The sequence below is a fragment of the Eggerthella timonensis genome (assembly GCF_900184265.1).
Lineage (GTDB): Bacteria > Actinomycetota > Coriobacteriia > Coriobacteriales > Eggerthellaceae > Eggerthella > Eggerthella timonensis.
In genome coordinates this window covers 2167964-2188752 of sequence record NZ_FXXA01000002.1, presented here as the reverse complement: position 1 = coordinate 2188752, position 20789 = coordinate 2167964, and the positions used below count along the sequence as shown (strand labels likewise).

The following is a 20789-nucleotide window of genomic DNA, read 5'->3' as shown; positions in this document are numbered from 1 at the left end:
TCATCAACGGTTTTTGCCGATGAGTACCCAACGTACATGGAGTGATGAACGATGTCGAAGATTTGTGAAGTTTGCGGTAAAGCGCCGAGCGCGGGACGCAACGTCAGCCACTCGCACCGCGTGACGAACCGTTGGTTCCGTCCGAACATTCAGCGCGTGACGATCAAGGACAAAGAGGGCCATGTCCGCAAGGCCAACGTTTGCACGAAGTGCATGAAGGCCGGCAAGGTCGAGCGCGCGTAACACGCCTGCTCCGGTTCGACCGGCGAACAAACCGGCACCGAAAAAGCCCGCTCGCGCGGGCTTTTTGTCGTTTACAGAATAGGTGGTTGAGACAGCGAGACGGGGGTGAGACAGAGGGACGGGGGTGAGACAGAGGGACGGGGTAATTGTCTCATTTCGAGCAAATGAGACAATTACCCCGTCCCTCTGTCTCACCCCCGTCCCTCTGTCTCACCCCCGTCTCGCTGTCCCCTTGTCTCGCTTCCGCCTATTCCATGATGAGCAGGCGGCCGCACTGGGGGCACGGCGCCACGTTGCCCTGGGCCTTCATGTCGATGAGGCGCCCGCCTTCGATGGCCATGCGGCACACGCCGCAGTTGCCGCCCTGCAGGCGGCCCACCGCGACGCCGCCCGTGCGCGCGGCCGTCTTCTCGTAGGCGTCGAGCAGCTCGGCCGGCAGCGAGGACGCCAGCATGGCGCGCTCGGCGTCGATGCGCGCCACCGCGTCCTTGAGCGCGCCGCCTTCTTTCACGAACGTCGCCGTGGCCTCGGCCTCCTGGCGCTCCAAGCCCGCAAGCGCCGACGCCACCTGCGCCTGCACGGCCTCGATCTTCGCCAGCTCGTCGCCGACGGCGTTCAGCTCGACCTCCAGCGTGTTGCGGCGCTTCGCGAAGCCGTTGAGCTCTTTCGTGCGCGCCTCGACGCCGCGGTAGTCGCCGCGCACCGCGTCGATCTCGCCCTGCACCTGACGCTGCTTCTCGGCCAGCGACGCGTCCTCGTCGCCGATGCGCGCGAGCTGGGCGTCTGCCTTCGCATGGAGTGCGTCGAGCTGGTCGCGCTTCTGCTCGACGGCCTTCTTCTTCGAGCGCGCCTCGAGGATGATCGCCCGCTGGGGGAGCTCCTCGAGCTTCTTCTTGGACTGCATCGCCTCGAGGTCGAGGTGCTGCATCTTGAGCAGCGTGGCGAGATCGTCGGTGTCTACGTGCATGCGCATCCTTTGTTCGAACGGAGCGCCGCAGCTGCGACGCTCCCTGTATTATACCCGTACCGTTTCAGGGTACGACCAGTTATCTCCCTGATCGAGCACCGTGACCAGATCACCGGGAATGCCCACGGATTCCACGGCGGCGGCCAGCACGGCCGCGAGCGGCAGCTCGCTCGTGTCGTGGCCGAGATCGACGATGGCGAGTCCCGCCTGCGACAGCTCGAGGGCCGCATGGTACTTGATCTCGCCGCACACGAGACAATCCACTTGCGTCTTCAAGCAGGCGCGGCCGAGGTCGTCGCCCGTCGACCCCGTGCAGGTGACCACGCGGTCCAGCTCGCGCGGGAAGTCGCCCCACACGCGCGGCGCGCGGGCGAACACCGAGGTGCAGCGCGCGGCGAGCTGGCCAAGCGTGAGGGCGTCGTCCTCGCCGAGGGTGCACAGCTGGCCGTATCCCTTGTCCCGCGATCCGGGAAGGGGCACGAGCACCTGCTGGAATTCGAGGCCGAGCATGCCGGGCAGCACACGCTGGGCCCGCACGCTCACGTCGAGCGCCGTGTGATACGACAGGATCGAGACCCCGCGCTCGACGGCGCGCCACACGCCGGCCCCCGGGTTGGCCGCCACCGAGGAGGCGGGCATGAACGAATCGGGCGGGGCGAGGAACGCGGGATGATGCGTGACCAGCACGTTCGCGCCCATGTTCGCGGCCGCGTCGATGGCCTCGACCGTCGGGTCGAGCGCGACGGCCACGCCCGTGACGAGGCGGGCGGGATCGCCCACCGACATGCCGGTGCGATCCCACGGCTCGGCGTCGGCAGCCGGGAACTCGGCCAGCAGCGCCCGCTCGAGCGCGCCGGTGGTGACGGCCGTGACGGGTTTGGACAACGGGCCCGACGCGCGGCGCGCCAAACCTTCCCGACCCTTGGCTTCCTTCTGGTTCTTCTTCGCTGCAACCATGGCGCGGCTCCTTCGCTCGTGTTCGAATTGGTTTTTCGAACCCACGTTACTCGATTGCGACGGCCCGGCGGTCGCCGTCGGCTGTCGGGACCGTTACCGTTCTATAACCCGCCTCGTACATGAGGCGGTAAGCTTTCTCGATATCGCGCGCGACGTGCCCCGGCACGTGCGCGTCGGTTCCCACCGTGCACGGCACGCCTGCGCGGCAGAACGCGGCCAGCAGCGCCGGCGCGGGAAACATCTCCTTGCAGGCGTAGTAGGATCCCGACGTGTTCACCTCCACCATGCGCCCCGACGCGGCGCAAGCCTCGGCGGCTCGGTCGTACAGGGGCTGCGGGTCGAAGCTGGGATAGAAGTTGAACTTCTTGGCGAGATCGGGATGAGACATCACGTGGAAGGGGGCGTCGGACGAGACGGCTTCGCACCATACCTCGAAGTAGCGCCTCCAGATATCGTCGGCCCCCACCTCGTCCCAACGCCCGCGCTGGGCGGGATCGTCGAAGGGCCAGCGGTCGACGAAGTGCACGGATCCTAAGATGAGCTGGAACGGCGCGAGATCCTCCGCGGAGATGGCGCGGTCCTCGTCGTCGCCCAGCCAGTCCATCTCGCAGCCGGCGATGACCTCGATCTCGGGATGCGCCGCGCGCGCGGCCTCGACGGCCTCGAGGTACTCCCCCATCCGCTCGGCGGGCATCGACAGGTAGCGGTCGGGATCGAACGCCGCCGTCATCGGGTAGTGCTCGGTGACGGCGATGGTGGACACGCCCGCCTCGACGGCAGCGGACACGAGCTCCTCCACCGTCCCCTCGCCGTGGTTGGTGAAGCAGGTGTGGGTGTGGGTGGTGATCAGCTCCATGACGGCTCTACTCCTCGACGCGTCTCGGTTATCGGTTATCGGTTCTCAGTTCCAGGCAAGGCTCTTGCACATGGCGGCGACGAAGGCGTCGACGTCCGCTTCCGTGGTGTAGCGCCCCATCGAGATGCGCAGGGCGCCGTGCGCGCGGTCCGCGTCGATGCCGAGCGCGCGCAGCACGTGGCTCGGCTCGAGCGAATGCGACGAGCAGGCCGACCCGCCCGACACGCCGAAGCCCTGCATGTCGAAGCGCAGGATGAGCGTCTCACTCTCCAGGCCGTCCACCAGCACGTGCACGATGTTCGGCAGGAAGTCGCAGCTGCCCGGCTCCACGTCGACGGTGGCCTCCACCGCGTCGAGCGCGCCCAGCTGCGCGTACAGCCTGTCGCGCAGCCCGCGCAGGCGCGCGGCCTCGTCCTTTTGCATCGCGCACGCCGCGCGCACGGCCGCCGCGAACCCGACGATGCCGGCCACGTTCTGCGTGCCGCTGCGCCGCCCGGCCTCTTGGCCGCCGCCGATGGCGTAGGCCTGAAACGGCGTGCGCGCGCGCAGGTACAGCGCGCCCACGCCCTTGGGGCCGCCCACCTTATGGGCCGAGAACGACGCGGCGTCCACGTCGAGCTCCTGGAGGTTCACGGGAGCCTTCCCCAGCGCCTGCACGGCATCGGTGTGGAACAGGGCGCCGGCCCCATGGGCGATGCGGGCCAGCTCGGCGATGGGCTGGATGCTGCCCACCTCGCTGTTGGCGGCCTGCACCGACACGAGCACGGCGTCGTCGTCGAGCGCCTCCTCGAGCGCGCGCGCCTCCACGAAGCCCTGACGGTTGGGGACGAGGCGGGTCACCCGGAAGCCCTGCGCCTCGAGGCGCTTCGCGGGCGCGAGCACGGCATCGTGCTCGACCGCGGTGACGACGATGTGCGGCGTGAACGCGCCCGCGCCGCGCCGGCGCCGCTCTTCGGCGGCGGCTTGCGCGATGCCCAGCAGCGCCGCGTCGTCGGCCTCGGTGGCGCCGCTCGTGAACACGATCTCGTCGGGACGGCGCGCGCCCAGGTCGCGGGCGACGGATTTGCGCGCGTCCTCGAGCGCGGCGAACGCGGCGCGCCCGGGCGCGTGCAGCGAGTTGGCGTTTCCGCCCGCGGCGAGGTTCGCGCGTCCCGGCACGAAATAGGGCGCCATGGCCGCGGCGGCCTCCTCGCAAAGCGGCGCCGTGGCGGCGTAGTCGAGGTACACGTACTCGTGCGTGATCGGGGTCATCGCGCCTGCGCCCCCTTGGCGCCGTCGAGCGCGGCGAGGCGCGCCTCGTCGGCGGCCGCCTGCACGGCGGCCAGCGCGGCGGCCGGGTCCGCGTCCGCGAACACGGCGTTGCCGCATACGAGCACGTCGGCTCCGGCGGCGGACACGAGGGGCGCCGTCCTGACGCCGATGCCGCCGTCCACCTGGATGAGCGGCGCGGCCCCCACGGCACGCGCCATCTCGGCGATGCGCGCCACCTTGGCGTCGCTGCCCTCGATATAGCTTTGGCCCGAGAAGCCCGGCTCCACGCTCATGACGAGCACCATGTCCACGTCGGCGATCACGGGGGCGAGCGCGCCCGGCGCCGTGCGCGGCTTGAGCGAGACGGCGGCCGCCGCGCCCGCCGCGTGGATGGCGGCGATGGCGCGCGCGAGCCCTTCGGCGTCGAGCGCCTCGGCGTGCACGGTGACGGAGTCGGCCCCCGCATCGAGGAACCAGGGGAGCTGCTCCAGGGGGTTCGAGATCATGAGGTGCACGTCGAGCGGCAGATCCGTGGCCTTCTTCAGCTGCTTCACGACGGGCACGCCCATCGTGAGGTTCGGCACGAAGTGGCCGTCCATGACGTCGACGTGCACGTAGCCCGCGCCCGCGCGCTCGATGAGCTCGATGTCGCGCCCGAGGTGCATGAAGTCGGCCGACAGGATGGATGGTGCGATCTTCACCGGTTCGAACATGCTCAAATCCTTCCTCATCGTTGTTGCGCCCATTCTAGCGCAAGCGCCGCGTCTGCCGCAGCGGTGCCGCGGGCGATGGAGGAAAACAACACGATGACGGCGAAGCTCAACCGCTTCCCCGCGACGGCGCGCGCTGCATTATAATGAAGGCCCCCTCTGGAAGAAGGCTCCATGGCTGCACGCGCTGGCACGCACTACGCATATCGGACGCCGCACGGCCCGGTGACCATCGCCGCGAACGAGCGCGGCGTCACCCGCGTCGCGTTCGGCGACGCGCCCCTGCCCGGCGAGCGCCGGCCGAGCGAGCTGGCGAACCGCGCGGCCACCGAGCTGCTCGAGTACTTCGCCGGCAAGAGGCGCGCCTTCGACGTCCCCCTCGACCCCGACGGAACCCCCTTCCAGCTGGCCGTATGGCGCGCGATCGAGCGCATCCCGTACGGTCAGACGCTCACCACGGCCGACGTGGCCGCCCTGCTCGACAAGCCCACGTCCTACCGGGCGGTGGGCAGCGCCGTGCACAAGAACCCGCTGGCGGTGCTCGTGCCCGACCACCGCATCGTGGGAGCGGGCGGCGTGCCCATCGGACCGAACGCCCGGCTGCGCGGCGCGCTTTTGGCCCTCGAGCGCGCGGGCGCGCACGATGCCCGCTGACCCGGCCGCTTACGACCCGAATCTCGAAAGGCACTCCCCCGCATGAACGTCTACGTCTCGAACATCCTCACGGCCGCGCTCTCGTTTCCGCTGATCGCCTTCCTCATCACGCTGCCCTATATGGTCTACCAGTACCGCAAGTTCGGATCCATCCCCTGGCTGCGCACGCTCGTGGTGTACTCGTTCGTGTTCTACCTTCTGTGCGCCTACTTCCTCGTGCTGCTGCCGCTGCCCGAGGACCGCTCGGCCATCGTGCCCTACGCGCAGACGCCCCAGCTCGTGCCGTTCAACTTCGTGCACGGGTTCCTGGCCGAGACCTCGTTCTCGATCGGCGACCCCTCCACCTGGCTGGCCACGCTGCGCGACCCGTACATCTACGAGGCGTTCTTCAACGTGCTGCTGCTCGTGCCGCTGGGCATGTACCTGCGCTACTACTTCCGCCGCACATGGTGGCAGACGCTCGTCATCGGCTTTCTGGTGACGCTGTCGTTCGAGACGACGCAGCTCACGGGTTTGTGGGGCCTCTACGAGCACCCGTACCGCCTCTTCGACGTGGACGACCTCATCATGAACACGCTGGGCGCCATGACGGGCTTCTGGATGGTGGGCCCGGCGATGCGCGTGCTGCCCGACATCCGCCTCGTGAACGAGGAGGCGCGCGAGGCCGGCATGCGCGCCAGCGTGACGAAGCGAGCCCTGTCCTTCCTCATCGACGTGCTGATCGCGTTCGCCGTCTCGATCGTGCTGTTGTTCGGCGTGACGGGATCCGGGGTCGCCGACAAGCTGATCGCGCAGGAAGGCGTTTGGAACGCGGCGGCGTACGGTCTCGACCTGATCGTGCTGGGGACGTTCTTCGTCATCGTGCCCGCGCTCACCCGCGGGCAGACGCTCGGGCAGAAGCTGCTCAGGCTGCGCATCGTACGCTCGGACGCGTCGCGCGCGCACTGGTACCAGTACCTCGCGCGCTACGGCCTGCTGTACCTCATGATCTGGGCGCCGTTCGCCGTCCTGAACGGGGTGGCGGAGCTCGATCCTGCGGCATCGAGCGAGATGGGCTCGCTCGTCGGGTTCGCGGCAGAGCATCAGGCGGTCCTCATGCTGGCATGGATCGCGCTCATGGTCGCCTGGGGCGTCTCGCTCGCGGTGCGCGCCGTGCGCTCATGGCACCTGAAGCAGCCCTTCGTCATGCTGAACGGCGTGCTGTCGAACACGCGCGTCATGACGGAAGCCGGGGTCGAGCTGGCCCGCGAGCGGCGGGCCGTGCTCGATGTTGACGAGGTGGCCGCGCTCGAGCGCGCCATCGCAGAGGACGGCACGCCGCTCATCGAGCTCATGGACCGCGCGGGACGCGCCGTGGCCGAGGAGGTGCGCGCCTGGGTGCCCGACCCCGCGCCCGTGGTGGTGCTGGCGGGCGCCGGCAACAACGGCGGCGACGGCTGGGTGGCGGCGCGCACGCTGGCCGAGGCCGGCTATCCCGTGACGCTTGTGGCGCCCGACCTGGCCGAGCGCCTCCATGCCGAGCCGGCGCGCACCACGGCTCTCGACGCGTTCGCGCTGGCGGCCGAGGACGGCCTGCCGCTTTCCGTGCTCATCGCGCCCGACGCCGACGTGCTGGCCGACGCCGTGGACCGGGCGGAGGCCGTGGTGGACGCGCTGCTGGGCACCGGCTTCTCCGGCGACGAGGTGCGCGAGCCGTACGCGAGTTGGATACGCGCCGCCAACCGGCGCCGCTTCGAGGGTCCGCGCGGCAAAGGGCGCGGTCGGCACCGCAAGCGCACGCACGAGCGCGGCGACCATGAGCGCGCGCGGCGCTCGCTGCCCGCGAAGGCCAAGGACGCGCCCTTCGCGGTGGCCGTCGACGTGCCGAGCGGGCTCGCGGCCCAGACCGGTTCGGCGGCGCGGCCCACGTTCGCAGCCGATGCGACCGTGACGATGCTCGCCTTCAAGCCGGGCCTCGTCGTCGCAACCGCCTCCCCCTGGGTCGGCGCCGTGAAGCTGGCGAAGCTGGGCGTGGACGTGGCGAAGTACCGCGAGGCTTGAGGCGGTTCGGCCGCAGCACGGCAGCCGGGGCGCGAGGGCATCCTCGAAGGCGGCCGGGCGCGGCGCGCGTGCGAGGCGGCGGGCGCGGCGCGGCGGGCATGCGACCGCGCCGGACTGTTCTGCTATGTGTGGCAAAATCGGCTTTTTGGCAGAAATTCCTGCGCATGCAGCGAAGCAAGAGCCCGCCAAAGAAGGCGCTGGCATCATAATCCCTGGTCGCACATTGCCCTCTTCGCCGAGCAGGTACATGCGATTGCCAAAAACCCGATTCTGCCACATATCGATCAACGAAAACCGACGACAGCCGGACGACATGGCGAAATGCGGGCAATAAAAAGCCTCCCTTGGGTTGGGGGGACCCAAGGGAGGCTATGCAGTACGCACAGAGGAGAAGGGGGAAGGTGCGTATGCTCACGGCCCGTCGGAGGTTTGAGAGAGTGAGAGAGAGGGGGGGGTTCACACGAGAGACGAGACGACGGGCACTCGGATAGGTTGTCAATTGCCGTGTTGCGCTGGCAGGGACTAGAGTACCCCCGTTCCCGCAGCGCTACAATACGTTCGGGCGTTCGGTGAACCCCCGGTCAATGCCTTGTCACCCATGCGAAAGAATACGAGGGTTTCCCTCAGGAAGAAGGGCCGGATCATGGATTGGGACGCAGAGCTTTACGATAGGCAGCATGCGTTCGTCGGCGCCTACGGCAACGATCTCGTGGGCATCGTGCGCTCCATCGCGCGCGAACGCGCGGATGCGGGCGGCGGGCGGCGGCTACGCATCCTGGACGTCGGATGCGGCACGGGAGCCCATCTCGGCGCCCTCGAGGAGCTCGGCGACGCGGTGGGCGTCGACGCTTCCCCCGCCATGGTCGATCGCGCCCGCAGCGCCCACCCGGGCTCCGACGTTCGCGTGGCCGACGCATGCGCGCTGCCGTTCGACGGCGAGTTCGACGTGGCGTTCTCCAACGCGGTGTTCCACTGGGTTCCCGACCAGGAAGCGCTGCTGGCCAGCGTGGCCCGCGCGCTCGTCGACGGAGGCGCGCTCGTGGCCGAGATGGGCGGTGCGGGAAACAACGCCCGCATGCGCGCAGGCATCTCCGCCGCGCTCCGGAAGCGGGGTCGCGCCTTCGCGGAGACGTTCTGCTTTCCGGAAGATCGGGAGCAGGAAGAACGGCTCGCCGCCGCCGGCTTCGACGTGGTGTCGCTGCGCTCGTTCGACCGTCCCACCCCGCTCGCAGGCGGGGCTGCAGGCCTGCGCCTGTTCGCCGAGCAGTTCTACGCAGGCAGCCTCGAGGGCCTCGACGACGTCGAGCGCGACGCCGTCCTCGAGGAATACGAGGCAGCCTGCCGCGACGGCCTTTGGGATGGAGCAGAAGGCCGCTGGGTCGCGGACTACCGACGTCTGCGCTTCGTCGCCCGCAAGCGTCCGGCGTGACGCGCGCCCCTACAGCCCGTAGAACTCGGTGGTGAGGGGGCGGCTCGTGAGCGTTTTCGCCACGTCGTGTGGATCGGCGCCCTCCCAGGCGATGCTGCGCACGACATCGGTGATGGGAAGCTCCACGTCGTAGTGGTCGGCCAGCGTCTTGAGCGTCTTGCACGCGAGCGCCCCTTCGGCCACCATATGCGTCTGCGCGGTGAACTCGTCGAGCGTGCCGCCCTCGGCCAAGAGCTTCCCGAAGCGGCGGTTGCGCGAATGCTCGGACGTGCACGTGGCCACGAGGTCGCCCGTGCCGGCCAGCCCCATGCACGTGATGGCCTGCCCGCCCGAGCGCACGACGAGGCGGCTCATCTCGGCCAAGCCGCGCGTCATGAGCATGGCGGCCGTGTTGTCGCCGTAACCGAGGCCGTAGGACACGCCCACGGCGATGGCGATCACGTTCTTGAACGCCGCGCACAGCTCCACGCCGCATACGTCGTCGCTCACGTAGGTGCGGAACGTCTCCGCCGCGAACAGCTCCTGGAAGAACGTCGCCGTGCGCTCGTCCGAGCTGGCGATGACGGTGCCCGACGGGATGCCGCGGACGACCTCGGCGGCGAAGTTCGGGCCCGACAGCACGGCCAGGCGGCTCGCGTTGCCCATCTCGGCCTCGAACACCTCCACCGGCAACAGGCCGCTGCCCTCCTCGACGCCCTTCGAGCAGATGATCACCGGAAAATCGCCGTCCACCGCCTCGGCGAGCGTGGAGGCCACGTCGCGCATGAGGCTCGACGGCGTCACGATGACGGCCGCCGCCGCGCCCGCCAGCGCTTCCTCGTACGAGGTCGTGGCCACGACGTGCGGGGACAGCTCGACGTCGCTCAGATAGCGGGGGTTCACATGGCCCTCGTTGATGCCCTGCACCACCTCGGGCTTGCGCGCCCACAGCCCCACTTCGTGGCCGTTGCATGCCAACAGCTGGGCGAGCGCCGTGCCCCACGACCCCGCCCCGATAACTGCGATCTTCATGATTGCCTACGCTTTCTTCTTGTCGCCGATCCTGCTCTCGGTTCCGGCGCGCAGGCGCTTGATGTTTTCGCGGTGCGCCCAGACGACGGTCAGGCCCGCGACGGTGCAGAACAGCCAGGCCAGCCAGTCGCCCCAGAAGAAGTACAGCGCGAAGAACGGGCACGCAGCCGCGGCCGCGATGGAGCCGATGGACACGCGCTTCGTCGTCGCGACGAGCACGATGAAGATGAGCAGCTCGAGGCAGGCGCCGATCCAACCGAACGTCACGAACAAGCAGCCCACGGCCACCGCGATGCCCTTGCCGCCCTTGAAACCCAGCCACGGGCAGAAGATGTGGCCCCACGTGCAGCCGAGAAACGCCACGGCCAGCATGGTGTCGTACGTGACGAGCGCGCCCGGCTCAAGGCCGCCGCCCGGCAGGAACCACGAACTGAACGCCCAGGCCAGCACGCCCGACAACAAGCCTTTGCCGAAGTCGAGCACGAACACGGCGTATCCGCCCACCTTGCCCATCGTGCGGATGGCGTTCGTGGTTCCGATGTTGCCGCTGCCGTGCTCGCGCAGGTCGGTATGGTAGAACACCTTCGAGATGATCAGCCCGAAGGGGATCGACCCCAACAAAAACGCGGCGACGAACAACCCGGCCGCAACCAGCAAATCCCCCATGATTCCTTAATCCTTCTTCTTGAACTTGATCCCGATCGGCGTGCCCACGAGGTCGAAGCCCTCGCGCAGGCGGTTCTCGAGGTAGCGCTCGAAGTTGTCGTCCACGAGGTCGGGGCGGTTCGCGAAGAACGTGAACTGCGGCGGGCACGTGGCCGTCTGCGTCACGTACTTCATGCGGAGCACCGCCTTGCCCTTGCTCACCGTGTGACCGAACTCGCGGATGCCCTGCAGCCACGTGTTCAGGCGGTTCGTGGGAATGGTCTGGCTGTAGTTCTCGTACGCCGTGTTGACGGCGTCCCAGATGCGGTCGACCTTCTTGCCGGTGAGCGCCGAGATGGCGATGACCGGCGCGTATCCCACGAACGTGAGGCGGTCGGCGATGCGCTCGCGGATCTCCGCCTTCGCCTCGGGGCCTTCGACGAGGTCCCATTTGTTCAGCACGATGACCATGGCGCAGCCGCGCTCGGCCGCGAAGCCGGCGACGCGCTGGTCCTGGTCGGTGAGGCCCAACGTGGAGTCGATGACGAGCAGGGCCACGTTGGCGCGGTCGATGGCTCGCATGGCGCGCACGAAGCCGTAGTACTCCACGTCCTCGTCGATCTGGCTCTTGCGGCGCAGACCGGCGGTGTCCACGATGGTGTAGCGCTGGCCGTCGTACACGATGTGCGTGTCGATGGCGTCGCGCGTCGTGCCCGCCACGTCGGAAACGATGGAGCGGTCGTTCGCGGTGAGCTTGTTCGTGAGCGACGACTTGCCGGCGTTCGGGCGTCCGATGATGGCCACGTTGATGCCGTCGTCCTCGTCGGCGTCGGCGGGCAGCTCCACGTTCCGAAGCTCGTCCACCACCGCGTCGAGCAGGTCGCCCGTCCCGTGGCCGTGCATGGCCGACACGGGCCATGGATCGCCGAGCCCCAGCTGGTAGAACTCCCACACCTCGTCGGTGCGGTTCGGCGTGTCCAGCTTGTTCACCACGAGGAAAACGGGCTTGGACGTCTTGCGCAGGATGCGCGCCACGGCCTCGTCGTCGGCGTTGACGCCGGTCTTGCCGTCCACGAGGAACAGGATGACGTCGGCCTCGTTCGCACCGGCAAGCGCCTGGTTGCGGATGGAGCCCTGGAAGGCGTCGTCGTCCCCCATCTCGATGCCGCCGGTGTCGATGAGCTTGAAATCGACGCCGTTCCAGTCGGCCTCATGATAGGAGCGATCGCGCGTGACGCCGCGCATCTCGTGGACGATGGCCTCGTCGGCCTGGGCTATGCGGTTGACGAAGGTGGACTTGCCGACGTTCGGCCGTCCGACCACCGCGACGATGGGTAAAGGCATGGGCTACCTCGCAGATTGCTTCGGTTGGTGCGGTCAGGGGATCGGGGCGTTGCGCCCGACCAGGTCGATGATCTCGAGGAGATAATCAGACGCGTTACAGGATACCACGGACATAGGCGCGCCCGCGCGCTTTTCCATATCCTCCAAACTCATGTCATCGAGCGTTACCGCGTCGTCGTTGAACACGACGCGCGGGACGAGGGCCAGCTGCAGGCCGCGCTCGCGCTCGGCGCGCACGGCGTCGGCCATGTCGCAGCCGCACAGAAGCCCCGTCACGTCCACATTGCCGCCGAAGAAGTCGTTCTTCACGTACAATGGCACGAGCAGCCCCGCCAGCGGGCCGGCCGCGACGAGCGGACCGAGGAAGTGGCGCGTGGCGCAGCCGGCCACGTAGTGGACGCGCGCGTCGGCTTCGCGCAGGGCCGCGGCGCAACGCTCGACGAGGCCCGAGCGCTCGGCCTGCTCCCAATCGTCGACGAACGAGCGGATGATGCCCACGCCGTCCTCGAACATGCCGAAGTCGCCGTAGTGCGCCGAGGGCGGCAGGTTCTCGAGCAGCGCGGGCCCGTAGGCGTTGTGGTAGAACTCGTCGGCAGGAAAGGCCCACATGCTCCCGCGCTCGGCCAAGGCGCGTCGCTGGAACGGGATGACGAGGTCCATGACGGCGCGCGAGGACGCCGGATCGTTGAAGCTGCGGTCGAACACGCTCTGGTGCTTCGTGAAGCCGAGCGGCACGATGCACACGTCTTTGATGCCGGTGCGCGCGTAGGCCCAGGCCAGCGTATCCTCGAGCACCGCGCCGTCGTTCTGGTCGGGCACGAGCACGATCTGCGCGTGGAACTCGATGCCGGCCGCCAGCAGCCGCTCGAGCACCTCGATGCCGTGGCCCGCATGACGACCGATCATGCGGCGGCGCACCTGTGCGTCGGCAACATGCAGCGACAGGCGCAAAGGCGAGATGCGCTGCTCGACGATGCGCCGCTCGTCTTCGGGCTTCAGGTTGGTGAAGGTGACGAACGTGCCCGCGAGGAAGCTCAGGCGGTAGTCGTCGTCGCGCAGCGTGAGCGAGGAGCGCATGTCGTCGGGCAGCTGGCGCATGAAGCAGAACGTGCAGGCGTTACGGCACTGCTTCACGCCGTCGAACACGACGCCTTCGAAGTCGAAGCCCCAGTCCTCTCCTTCGTCGCGCTCGAGCTCCACCACCCCCTCGTCGCCGTCGAGGTCGACGTATCCCAGCTCGATGGCGTCGTCGGCCGAAAGCCAGCGCCAATCGATGAGGTCGCGCACCGGACGGCCGTCCACCGTGGTCACGTAGCAGCCGGGCTCGAATCCCGCGTCGTCGGCCGGGCTGTTGGGCGCGACGGCGCGCACGAGCGCCCGGGGCGCCTCCTCGCGCGCGGCGCACCCTCCGCACTGCTTCGCCGCCGCCTCGCGATCGACGTCGGCCGGCGGGTACACCGGCGGCATTTCTCTCGCTCCCACGCTGGTCACGCTCAAGCCTCTCCGTTCTGATCGGGGTCTCGATAAAGCACGAGTGTAGCATGGAGTTGACGCGAGCGTGCATTCTCTACCGACTCAACGCGTTTCGAGGCAGGACGGTGCGTTGGCGAAGGGCGCACGGCATATGCTACGATACGCGAAGCGCTGCACGAGCCGACACGGGAGCTTTCATGTACGTTTTCGATATCGCATTGTCTGCCGACGAAGCCGTCGAGGCGCAATGGCATCTCGACGTTCCGGATTTGGGCCTCTCGCTCGCCTGCGTCGGCAGCAGGCGCAAGGCCATCGAATTCGCCGCCGAGGAGATCAAGAACGAGATCACGCGGCTCCTCATTGCAGGCGAGCCCGTTCCTGAAAGCCAGAACCTCGATCGGCGCGACAGAGGCGAACGCGTCGTGACGATCGCCTTGGAGGCGGACCTTCCCGAAGACGAACTCTTCTCCGTCGAGCAGACGATGGGCGTTCTCGACGTGACGCAGCCTCGCGTGTCCCACCTTATCCGCGACGGCAAGCTCGTCGCGCTCAAACGCGGTCGGAAGAACTACATCACGAAAGCGTCGCTGGAGTCGTACCTCAAGACCCCTCGCACCTCGGGCCGGCCCTCCACGCGCGAGTACGGGGTCGAGCATCTCAAACGTACGCCGCCAGAGCTTCCTTGACCACGTTGTTGAGCGTCGTTCCCTCCCGATCAGCCTTCGCCGCCGCGGCGGCATGGAGAGTCGGCGTCACGCGAACGTTGAATTTCCCGCTGTAGGGCTTCTCGGGAACGATGCCCGCGTCTTCGCAGTAGGCGAGATAATCGTCTACTGCCTCGTGAAAAGCCTCTTCCACGCTTCCGTAGCGATCGTCAAGCTCGTAATCGACGTAGGCGCGCACGCCTTCCAGCTTCCCGTACAGACGGCCGGATGCGGTGTCGTAGCGAACGAACGTCGAATATCCTCGGTACGAAAGCATGTTGCTCCGTCCAGCCTCGCTCATGGTCGGCTCCTCTCACCAAAGATCGAGCTGCTTCGCGATCTCCCTCAAACGCCCCTGGTTGACGGGTTTGTGCGGAGGGTGCGGCTTGTGCAGCAAGATAGGCGGTTGCCCTTCTTTCTCGAACACGACTCGGCTTCCGCTCGTCTTTCCCTTGTCGCGCTCGCGATAGCCGCAGCATTCGAGCAATCGCTTCAATTCGGCATAGCGAAAATCCGATGGAAACGACAAGAATCGTTCGACGAGCTTGCCCTTGGTGTTCATTGTACCTCCAAGTTGCCACTATATCCAGTGGCATGTCGTTAACGCACGACCATGCGCATATCCCTGCACGATTCTCGGAGTTTATTATAATGTTTTACATTATAGTTTTCAATAGAGCGAAGCGCCAGACGTCCGCCCTCACAGGGCCTCCAGGCGCTCCACGATGGCGGCGATCTGGTCTTCGGGCGTGCTCGCTCCCGCGGTGACGCCCACGCTCTCGCAGCCGGCGAACCAGGCGGGATCGAGCTCGTCGGGCGCTTCGACGTGATGCGTGCGCGGGCAGACGGCGGCGCAGATGTCGGCGAGACGCGTCGTGTTCGAGGAGTTGCGGCCGCCGATGACCACGATGGCGTCCACTTCGTCGGCGAGCGCCGCGGCCGATTCCTGGCGCTGGCGCGTGGCGAAACAGATGGTGTTCTTCACCTCGGCCTCGATGCCGCGCTCGCCGAGCGCGGCCACCACGGCGTCGAGCGCCTCGCGGGTCTGCGTCGTCTGCACGACGATGCCCACCGGAGCCTCGAGCGTGCCGGGAAGGTCCTCGGGGCCGGCGACGACCACGACCTCGCCGTCCGCCTCGCGGGCGTGGGCCACGAGGCCCTCCACCTCGGGGTGCCCCGCCTCCCCCACCACCACGACGCGGCCGCAGCGGCGCGCGAGGTCGGCGGCGGCCTTCTGAGCGCGGGCGACGTGCGGGCAGGTGGCGTCGATGAGCGGCAGCGCGCGCTCCTCCACCGCGCGGCGCACGGCGGGCGTCACCCCGTGGCTGCGGATGATGACCGAGCCGCGCTCCACGTTCTCGGGGCCGTCGACCGCGCGGATGCCGCGCGCGGCGAGGTCGGCCACCACCTGCGGGTTGTGGATGAGCGGGCCGAGCGTGGACGCGCCCTCGCCGCTCTCGCTCGCCTCGACGGCCAGGTCGAGCGCGCGCTGCACGCCGTAGCAGGCGCCGGCGTAGCGGGCCTTCACCACCCTCATGCGCGCACCTCCTCCACCGGCTTCTCCTCGCGCGCGGAAGCGGGCTGTGCCGCTTTCGCCGCCTTCGCGGCCGCCTTGGCCTCGATGCCGGCGACGACCTCGGCCGTCGTGTGGTGCGGGATGGGATGCTCGGCGAACGCGGCGGTGAAGTCCTTGCCGCCGGGGAACAGCGCGACCATGTCCACTTCCTCGCGCGGCACGTTCAACGACAGCGCGAAGCACTCGCGCATGGCGTACCACGAGCAGCCGTCGAGGCGGTCCTCCTTCGGCAGGAAGTCGAAGTCTCCCACGAGGACGGGATCGCCGTACTCGATGGTGATCTTCGGGAAGCGGAAGCGCTCGCCCTTCTGCTTCACGTGCTCGGCGTTGCGCACGGTCATCGGCAAGATGGGCGCGTGCCCCATCTTCGCGATGAACGCGGCGCCCGAGTGCAGCTCGGGCGTGCGGTCGCTCTTGCCGCGACGGGTCCCTTCGGGCATGATGCCCACGATCTCGTTGTTCTTCAGCATGCGCGTGGCGCGCTTGATGGCGGTGCGGTCGGCGGCGTCGCGCTTGATGGGAAACGCGCCCACGCGCGACAGCACCTGGCCCACGAGGCCGTGCGCGTTGCCGAACAGGTTCTCGCGGCCGAGGAAGCGCACCCACTGCGAGGGACGCCCGGCCAGGTACATGAACGCCACGTCGAGAAACGACGTGTGGTTGCCGATGACCACGACGCCGGTCTTGTCCTTGAAGCCGCGCAGGCTTTTCCGATGGTCGACGCGGTAACGGAAGCAGATCTTGAAGACGAAGGCCAAGAAGCCCCAGATGAGGTTGCCGGCCCAGTGCGGCACCTGCTTTTCGTCGGACGTGCCGCCCAGCGGCATGTCCCACATCTTCTCATAGGGAAGCAGCAGGCTCATCGCGCGCCCTTCTCGCGGGCGAGCGCGCAGATCTCCTCGATGACCTCTTCGATGTAGCGGCCGGTGGAGTCGATGCGCACGGCGTCGTCGGCCGGGCGCAGCGGCGAGGTGGCGCGCGAGGAGTCCTGGTCGTCTCGGCGGCGGATGTCGGTGAGCACCTCGTCGTAGTCGACGGAGCCCACGCCGCGGTCGACGTTCTGGCGCACGCGGCGATGCGCGCGCTCCTCGGCCGACGCGGTGAGGAACACCTTCACCGGAGCCTCGGGGAACACGGTGGTGCCGATGTCGCGGCCTTCCACCACGTAGTCGCCCGCGCGCCCGATGCGCTGCTGCTGTTCCACGAGCGCGGCGCGCACGGAAGGGGCGGCGGACACGGGGCTCACGGCGCGGTCGATCTCGGCCGTGCGGATGGCGTCGGTCACGTCGACGCCGCCGATGGACACGCGACGCGGAACCGGATCGCCTGCAACATGGCCGAAGGCGATGTCGTAGGAGCGCGCGAGGCGGTCGAGCGCCTCGTCGTCGTCGAAGGGGACGCCGTCTTCGAGCGCACGCCATGCGACGGCGCGGTACATCGCGCCCGTGTCGAGGCAGGAGAAGTCGAGCTCGCGGGCGACGGCCTTCGCAACCGTCGACTTGCCGGCCCCGCTGGGGCCGTCGATGGCAATGATCATCGTGCCAACCTTTCGATATCGGTGAGGAACTGGGGATAGCTGATTTTAACGGAGTCGAAATTGTCCACTTCGACGGGCGCGTTGCCGCACAGCCCGGCGAGCGCCCACGTCATGGCGAGGCGATGGTCGTTCTTCGAGTCGAACGCGGCGCCTGCGGGCGCCTGCAGGCCCGGCTGGCCCTCCACGAACAGGTCGTTTCCGTCGATCCACGCATCGACGCCGAGAGTCTCGAGCCCTTCCACGATGGCGGCCAGACGGTCGGTTTCCTTGACGCGCAATTCGCCGACCTCGCGGAACACGGTGACGCCGCGCGCATGGGCCGCCACGAGCGCCAACACGGGAACCTCGTCGACGAGGGTGGCGATCTTGTCGGCCGGAACCTCGCAGCCGTGGAGCGCGGGCGTATAGCACGCCGAGATGACGCCGTAGGGCTCCTTGCCCGCCGCGCCCGCATGGCGCACGCTGATATCGGCGCCCATGCGCTCGAGCGTGCGCGTGAACCCGATGCGCGCGGTGTTCAGGCTGACGTTCTCCACCTGGATGGAGCTGCCGGGCTTGAGCACGGCCGCGCACACGAGGAAGGCCGCCGAGGACGGATCGCCCGGCACCTGCACCTCGCAGGCCGCGAGCTGCGCCGGCCCCGTCACGCTGGCCGTGCGGTCGGCGGCCGTGGTGGTCACGCCGAACTCGGGCAGCATGAGCTCCGTGTGGTTGCGCGAGGGAGCGGGCTCGTTCAAGGTGGTGGTGCCGCGAGCGTACACGCCCGCCAGCAGCACTGCGGTTTTGAGCTGGGCCGACGCCATCGGGGCGTCGTAGGTGATGGCGCGCAGGCCCGACGAGCCGCACACGGTGAGCGGCAGCGTCTCGCGCCCCTCGGGCTCGAAGCGAGCGCCCATCTTCATGAGCGGCGCGGTGATGCGGCGCATGGGGCGGCGCTGCAGCGACTCGTCGCCCGTGAGCTCCACCCGCACGTTCCATGGGGCGAGCACGCCCATGAGCAGGCGCACCGTGGTACCGGAGTTGCCGCAGTCGATGGGCCCGTCGGGCTGCACGGGGCCGGACGCGCCCCACCCTGTAATGCCGCCGGCGAGGCTGCCATCGGGCTGCTTCTCGAGCGACACCTGCGCGCCCAGCTGGCTGACGGCCTTGATGGACGAGCGCACGTCCTCGGAGTCGAGCACGCCCGAAAGGCGCGAGGTGCCCTCGGCCATGGCCGCGAACAGCACGGCGCGGTGCGAGATGGACTTGTCGCCCGGAACCGACGCCGAGCCGCGCAGGGGCGCCGGCAGCGGGTTGACGACGGTGGCGTTTGCTTCATGCGACATGGGTGTGCTCCTTTGCCGTCAGGGGGCTGAACGAAACTGAGAATCCCGCGTTGATGAGCTGGGCGGACAGCTGCCCGATATCGCCCTCGTCCGTCAGCACGAGGCTGAGCACGGCGCTGTCCTCGGTGACGTGGTCGATCTCGATGGACTGGATGTTGCAGCCCACCGAGCTGGTGACGGTGGTCACCTCGGCCACCACGCCCGGGCGGTCCTCCATCGGGATGCGCACCTCCAGCAGGCGCTCCGTCGAGGGGACCCAGGCGGCCGGCAGCGCGCGGCGCGCGGCGGCGGCCTGCGCCAGCAGCGCGGTGAGCGCCGTGCGGTCGCCCGCGGCCAGCGCGTCGGCGAACGAGCCGATGATCTCGCGGATCTCGTCAAGCCCGTCGGCCAGCGCGTCCTTGTTGTCGAAGGCGATGCCGCACCACAGCTCGGGCGAGCCGGCCGCGATGCGCGTGGAATCCTTGAAGCCGCCGGCGGCGAGGCGCATGAGGGCCTGCTGGTCGTCGGCGTGGCGGCTGGCCAGCTGCACGAGCGAGGAGGCCATGATGTGCGGCACGTGGCTGACCACGGCCACCGCCTCGTCGTGGTCCTCGCGCGGCAGCGCGATGACGCGCGCGCCGATGGACGTGACCAGCTCGTGCAGGCGCGGGAAGTGCTCGGCGGGCGTGTCGGCGTCGGGGCAGAGAATCCAATGGGCGCCCTGGAACAGGTCGCCTCGCGCGCCTTCGAGGCCGTTCTTCTCCGAGCCGGCCATGGGGTGGCCGGGAACGTAGTTCTCGGGATGCGGCAGAAGCGAGGCGGCGAGCGCCGTGATGCGCGCCTTCGTCGAGGCGGTGTCGGTGACGATGCCGCGGTAGTCCCACCGGGCGAGGTCCTCGAAGTACCGCCCGACCGCGCCCACAGGCGTGGCGAGCACCACGAGGTCGCAGCCGTCGCACACGAAGCGCTCGAAGGCGGGATCGTCGGGCAGCGCGGCGGCGCTCGCCCAGCCGCGGTCGAGGGCCGCGGCCAGCGTGCGCTCGTCGACGTCGACGGCCAGCACCTGCGTGTCGGGATGGGCTGCGCGCACGGCGGCGGCGAACGACGCGCCCACGAGGCCGAAGCCGACGACCACTATGCGGTGAAACGCCTGATCAGCTTGCTCTGCTTGCTGGTGTGCCATGAAACGGGAGCACCTTTCTTGCGAGGGGTTCATTCCATCGTCGGCAGACGCCCGCCGCGCGGGCCCCTGCGACGTTCATTCTAGCATTATTCGGTGCGTCCGATAGCGGTATGGAGCGCTGCGACCTCGTCGGCGTCGAGGGCGCGCCACGCGCCGCGCGGCAGGCCTCCCAGCTCGAGCGGGCCGAAGGAGTCGCGATGCAGGGCCAGGACCGGGTGGCCGATGGCGGCCAGCATGCGTTTCACCTGGCGCTTGCGGCCCTCGCGGATGCCCACGCGCACGATGGAGCGCTGCGACGCGCGCCCCTCGCACACGGCGGCGTACTGCCTCGACGAGCGCGGCGGCACGGCGGCGGGGATCTCCAGCAGACGCTCCGCTGCGCGCGCGGCGCCTCCCGCCACCAGCCGCACGTCGGCGGGCTGGGCCGGGCCGTCGTCCAGCTCGATGCCGCGGCGCAGCCGCGCCAGCTCGCGCTCGGTCGGCACGCCCTCGACGCAGGCCAGGTAGCGCTTCGTCACGTGGTGCTTGGGATGGAGCAGGCCGTTGCCCAGCTCGCCGTCGGAGGAGAACAACAACAGGCCGGTGGTGTCGAAATCGAGCCTCCCGATGGGGAACAGCCCCGGGTAGCGCTCGGTGGGCACGAGCTCGGCCACCGTGGGCCGCCCCTGCGGGTCGGACATGGTGGTGACGAAGCCGGCCGGCTTGTGCAGCACGATGGTGACGGGGCCGTCCGCCAGGCGCACGACCGCGCCGTCCACAGCCACCTCGTCGACGAGCGGATCCACCTTGCTCCCCAGCTCGGTGACCACCTCGCCGTTCACCGTCACGCGCCCCGCCGTCATGAGGTTCTCCGAACCCCGCCGGCTGGCAGCCCCCGCCCGCGCGAGGAACTTCTGCAGCCGCAT

General features: G+C 68.8%; 22 protein-coding genes. 5 read left to right on the top strand and 17 right to left on the bottom strand.

All coding sequences use genetic code 11. The features are described 5' to 3' along the window. Positions 1–51: 51 nt before the first annotated feature. Entirely contained in the window at positions 52–243 is a 192-nt protein-coding gene (rpmB, locus tag C1A15_RS09075) for a 50S ribosomal protein L28 (RefSeq protein ID WP_009304520.1), read from the top strand. 247 nt (positions 244–490) lie between these two features. Here the strand turns inward: rpmB and C1A15_RS09070 are convergent, their stop codons facing one another. From C1A15_RS09070 to rpe, 5 genes are read right to left on the bottom strand one after another with little or no spacing between them, the layout of a single operon-like run. After that, positions 491–1210 (bottom strand): zinc ribbon domain-containing protein, encoded by a 720-nt coding sequence (locus tag C1A15_RS09070; protein WP_101722264.1) that lies wholly within the window; start codon positions 1208–1210, stop codon positions 491–493. A gap of 48 nt (positions 1211–1258) precedes the next feature. Further along, positions 1259–2167, bottom strand: a complete 909-nt coding sequence (locus C1A15_RS09065; RefSeq protein ID WP_101722263.1) for a Nif3-like dinuclear metal center hexameric protein — start codon at positions 2165–2167, stop codon at positions 1259–1261. Between the two features lie 46 nt (positions 2168–2213). Next, entirely contained in the window at positions 2214–3023 is an 810-nt protein-coding gene (locus C1A15_RS09060) for a histidinol-phosphatase HisJ family protein (protein WP_101722262.1), read from the bottom strand. Positions 3024–3068: 45 nt separating this feature from the next. Then, on the bottom strand, positions 3069–4274 hold the full coding sequence (locus tag C1A15_RS09055) for a cysteine desulfurase family protein (protein ID WP_101722261.1): 1206 nt from the start codon (positions 4272–4274) through the stop codon (positions 3069–3071). Further along, positions 4271–4987 carry a ribulose-phosphate 3-epimerase gene (rpe, locus tag C1A15_RS09050; protein WP_101722260.1) on the bottom strand — a complete coding sequence of 239 codons (717 nt, stop codon included), beginning with the start codon at positions 4985–4987 and terminating at the stop codon, positions 4271–4273. The genes C1A15_RS09055 and rpe overlap by 4 nt, the downstream gene beginning before the upstream one ends. A gap of 171 nt (positions 4988–5158) precedes the next feature. On the opposite strand from rpe, the gene C1A15_RS09045 reads away from it, so the two are divergent. The 3 genes from C1A15_RS09045 to C1A15_RS09035 all read left to right on the top strand — a co-directional run bounded on the left by C1A15_RS09045 (position 5159) and on the right by C1A15_RS09035 (position 9107). Further along, on the top strand, positions 5159–5638 hold the full coding sequence (locus C1A15_RS09045; RefSeq protein ID WP_101722259.1) for a methylated-DNA--[protein]-cysteine S-methyltransferase: 480 nt from the start codon (positions 5159–5161) through the stop codon (positions 5636–5638). A 42-nt stretch (positions 5639–5680) separates the two neighbouring features. Further along, positions 5681–7678: an NAD(P)H-hydrate epimerase gene (locus C1A15_RS09040; protein WP_101722258.1), complete on the top strand. Its 1998-nt coding sequence runs from the start codon at positions 5681–5683 to the stop codon at positions 7676–7678. A 643-nt stretch (positions 7679–8321) separates the two neighbouring features. Then, entirely contained in the window at positions 8322–9107 is a 786-nt protein-coding gene (locus C1A15_RS09035) for a class I SAM-dependent methyltransferase (RefSeq protein ID WP_180953048.1), read from the top strand. Between the two features lie 9 nt (positions 9108–9116). On the opposite strand, the gene C1A15_RS09030 is transcribed toward C1A15_RS09035, so the two are convergent. Genes C1A15_RS09030 through C1A15_RS09015 form a run of 4 tightly spaced genes read right to left on the bottom strand, consistent with a single transcriptional unit; the run spans position 9117 to position 13574 of the window. Further along, positions 9117–10118 carry an NAD(P)H-dependent glycerol-3-phosphate dehydrogenase gene (locus C1A15_RS09030; protein ID WP_101722256.1) on the bottom strand — a complete coding sequence of 334 codons (1002 nt, stop codon included), beginning with the start codon at positions 10116–10118 and terminating at the stop codon, positions 9117–9119. 6 nt (positions 10119–10124) lie between these two features. Continuing rightward, positions 10125–10784, bottom strand: a complete 660-nt coding sequence (gene plsY, locus C1A15_RS09025) for a glycerol-3-phosphate 1-O-acyltransferase PlsY (protein WP_101722255.1) — start codon at positions 10782–10784, stop codon at positions 10125–10127. A gap of 6 nt (positions 10785–10790) precedes the next feature. After that, a complete protein-coding gene (gene der / locus C1A15_RS09020; protein ID WP_101722254.1) occupies positions 10791–12107 on the bottom strand; it encodes a ribosome biogenesis GTPase Der in 1317 nt (438 codons plus the stop codon). A gap of 33 nt (positions 12108–12140) precedes the next feature. Beyond that, entirely contained in the window at positions 12141–13574 is a 1434-nt protein-coding gene (locus C1A15_RS09015; protein ID WP_101722253.1) for a DUF512 domain-containing protein, read from the bottom strand. A gap of 203 nt (positions 13575–13777) precedes the next feature. Between C1A15_RS09015 and C1A15_RS09010 the strand changes: the two genes are divergently transcribed. Then, a complete protein-coding gene (locus tag C1A15_RS09010; RefSeq protein WP_101722252.1) occupies positions 13778–14266 on the top strand; it encodes a helix-turn-helix domain-containing protein in 489 nt (162 codons plus the stop codon). On the opposite strand, the gene C1A15_RS09005 is transcribed toward C1A15_RS09010, so the two are convergent. The 8 genes from C1A15_RS09005 to C1A15_RS08970 form a co-directional block, all read right to left on the bottom strand. Next, positions 14238–14585, bottom strand: coding sequence for a type II toxin-antitoxin system HicB family antitoxin (locus C1A15_RS09005; RefSeq protein ID WP_101722251.1), 348 nt, complete (start codon positions 14583–14585; stop codon positions 14238–14240). The two genes, C1A15_RS09010 and C1A15_RS09005, sit on opposite strands and share 29 nt — an antisense overlap. Positions 14586–14597: 12 nt before the next feature. Next, the gene (locus C1A15_RS09000; RefSeq protein WP_101722250.1) at positions 14598–14846 is read right to left on the bottom strand and encodes a type II toxin-antitoxin system HicA family toxin; all 249 of its coding nucleotides are present in this window, start codon (positions 14844–14846) and stop codon (positions 14598–14600) included. Positions 14847–14984: 138 nt separating this feature from the next. Beyond that, positions 14985–15821, bottom strand: a complete 837-nt coding sequence (gene ispH / locus C1A15_RS08995; RefSeq protein WP_101722249.1) for a 4-hydroxy-3-methylbut-2-enyl diphosphate reductase — start codon at positions 15819–15821, stop codon at positions 14985–14987. After that, positions 15818–16723: a lysophospholipid acyltransferase family protein gene (locus C1A15_RS08990; RefSeq protein ID WP_101722248.1), complete on the bottom strand. Its 906-nt coding sequence runs from the start codon at positions 16721–16723 to the stop codon at positions 15818–15820. The genes ispH and C1A15_RS08990 overlap by 4 nt, the downstream gene beginning before the upstream one ends. Next, the gene (gene cmk, locus C1A15_RS08985) at positions 16720–17397 is read right to left on the bottom strand and encodes a (d)CMP kinase (protein ID WP_101722247.1); all 678 of its coding nucleotides are present in this window, start codon (positions 17395–17397) and stop codon (positions 16720–16722) included. Before cmk ends, C1A15_RS08990 begins: the two co-directional genes overlap by 4 nt. Next, on the bottom strand, positions 17394–18722 hold the full coding sequence (gene aroA, locus C1A15_RS08980) for a 3-phosphoshikimate 1-carboxyvinyltransferase (RefSeq protein WP_101722246.1): 1329 nt from the start codon (positions 18720–18722) through the stop codon (positions 17394–17396). Before aroA ends, cmk begins: the two co-directional genes overlap by 4 nt. Beyond that, positions 18712–19884, bottom strand: a complete 1173-nt coding sequence (locus tag C1A15_RS08975; RefSeq protein WP_101722245.1) for a prephenate dehydrogenase/arogenate dehydrogenase family protein — start codon at positions 19882–19884, stop codon at positions 18712–18714. The genes aroA and C1A15_RS08975 overlap by 11 nt, the downstream gene beginning before the upstream one ends. Positions 19885–19970: 86 nt before the next feature. After that, positions 19971–20789, bottom strand: coding sequence for a pseudouridine synthase (locus tag C1A15_RS08970; RefSeq protein ID WP_101723751.1), 819 nt, complete (start codon positions 20787–20789; stop codon positions 19971–19973).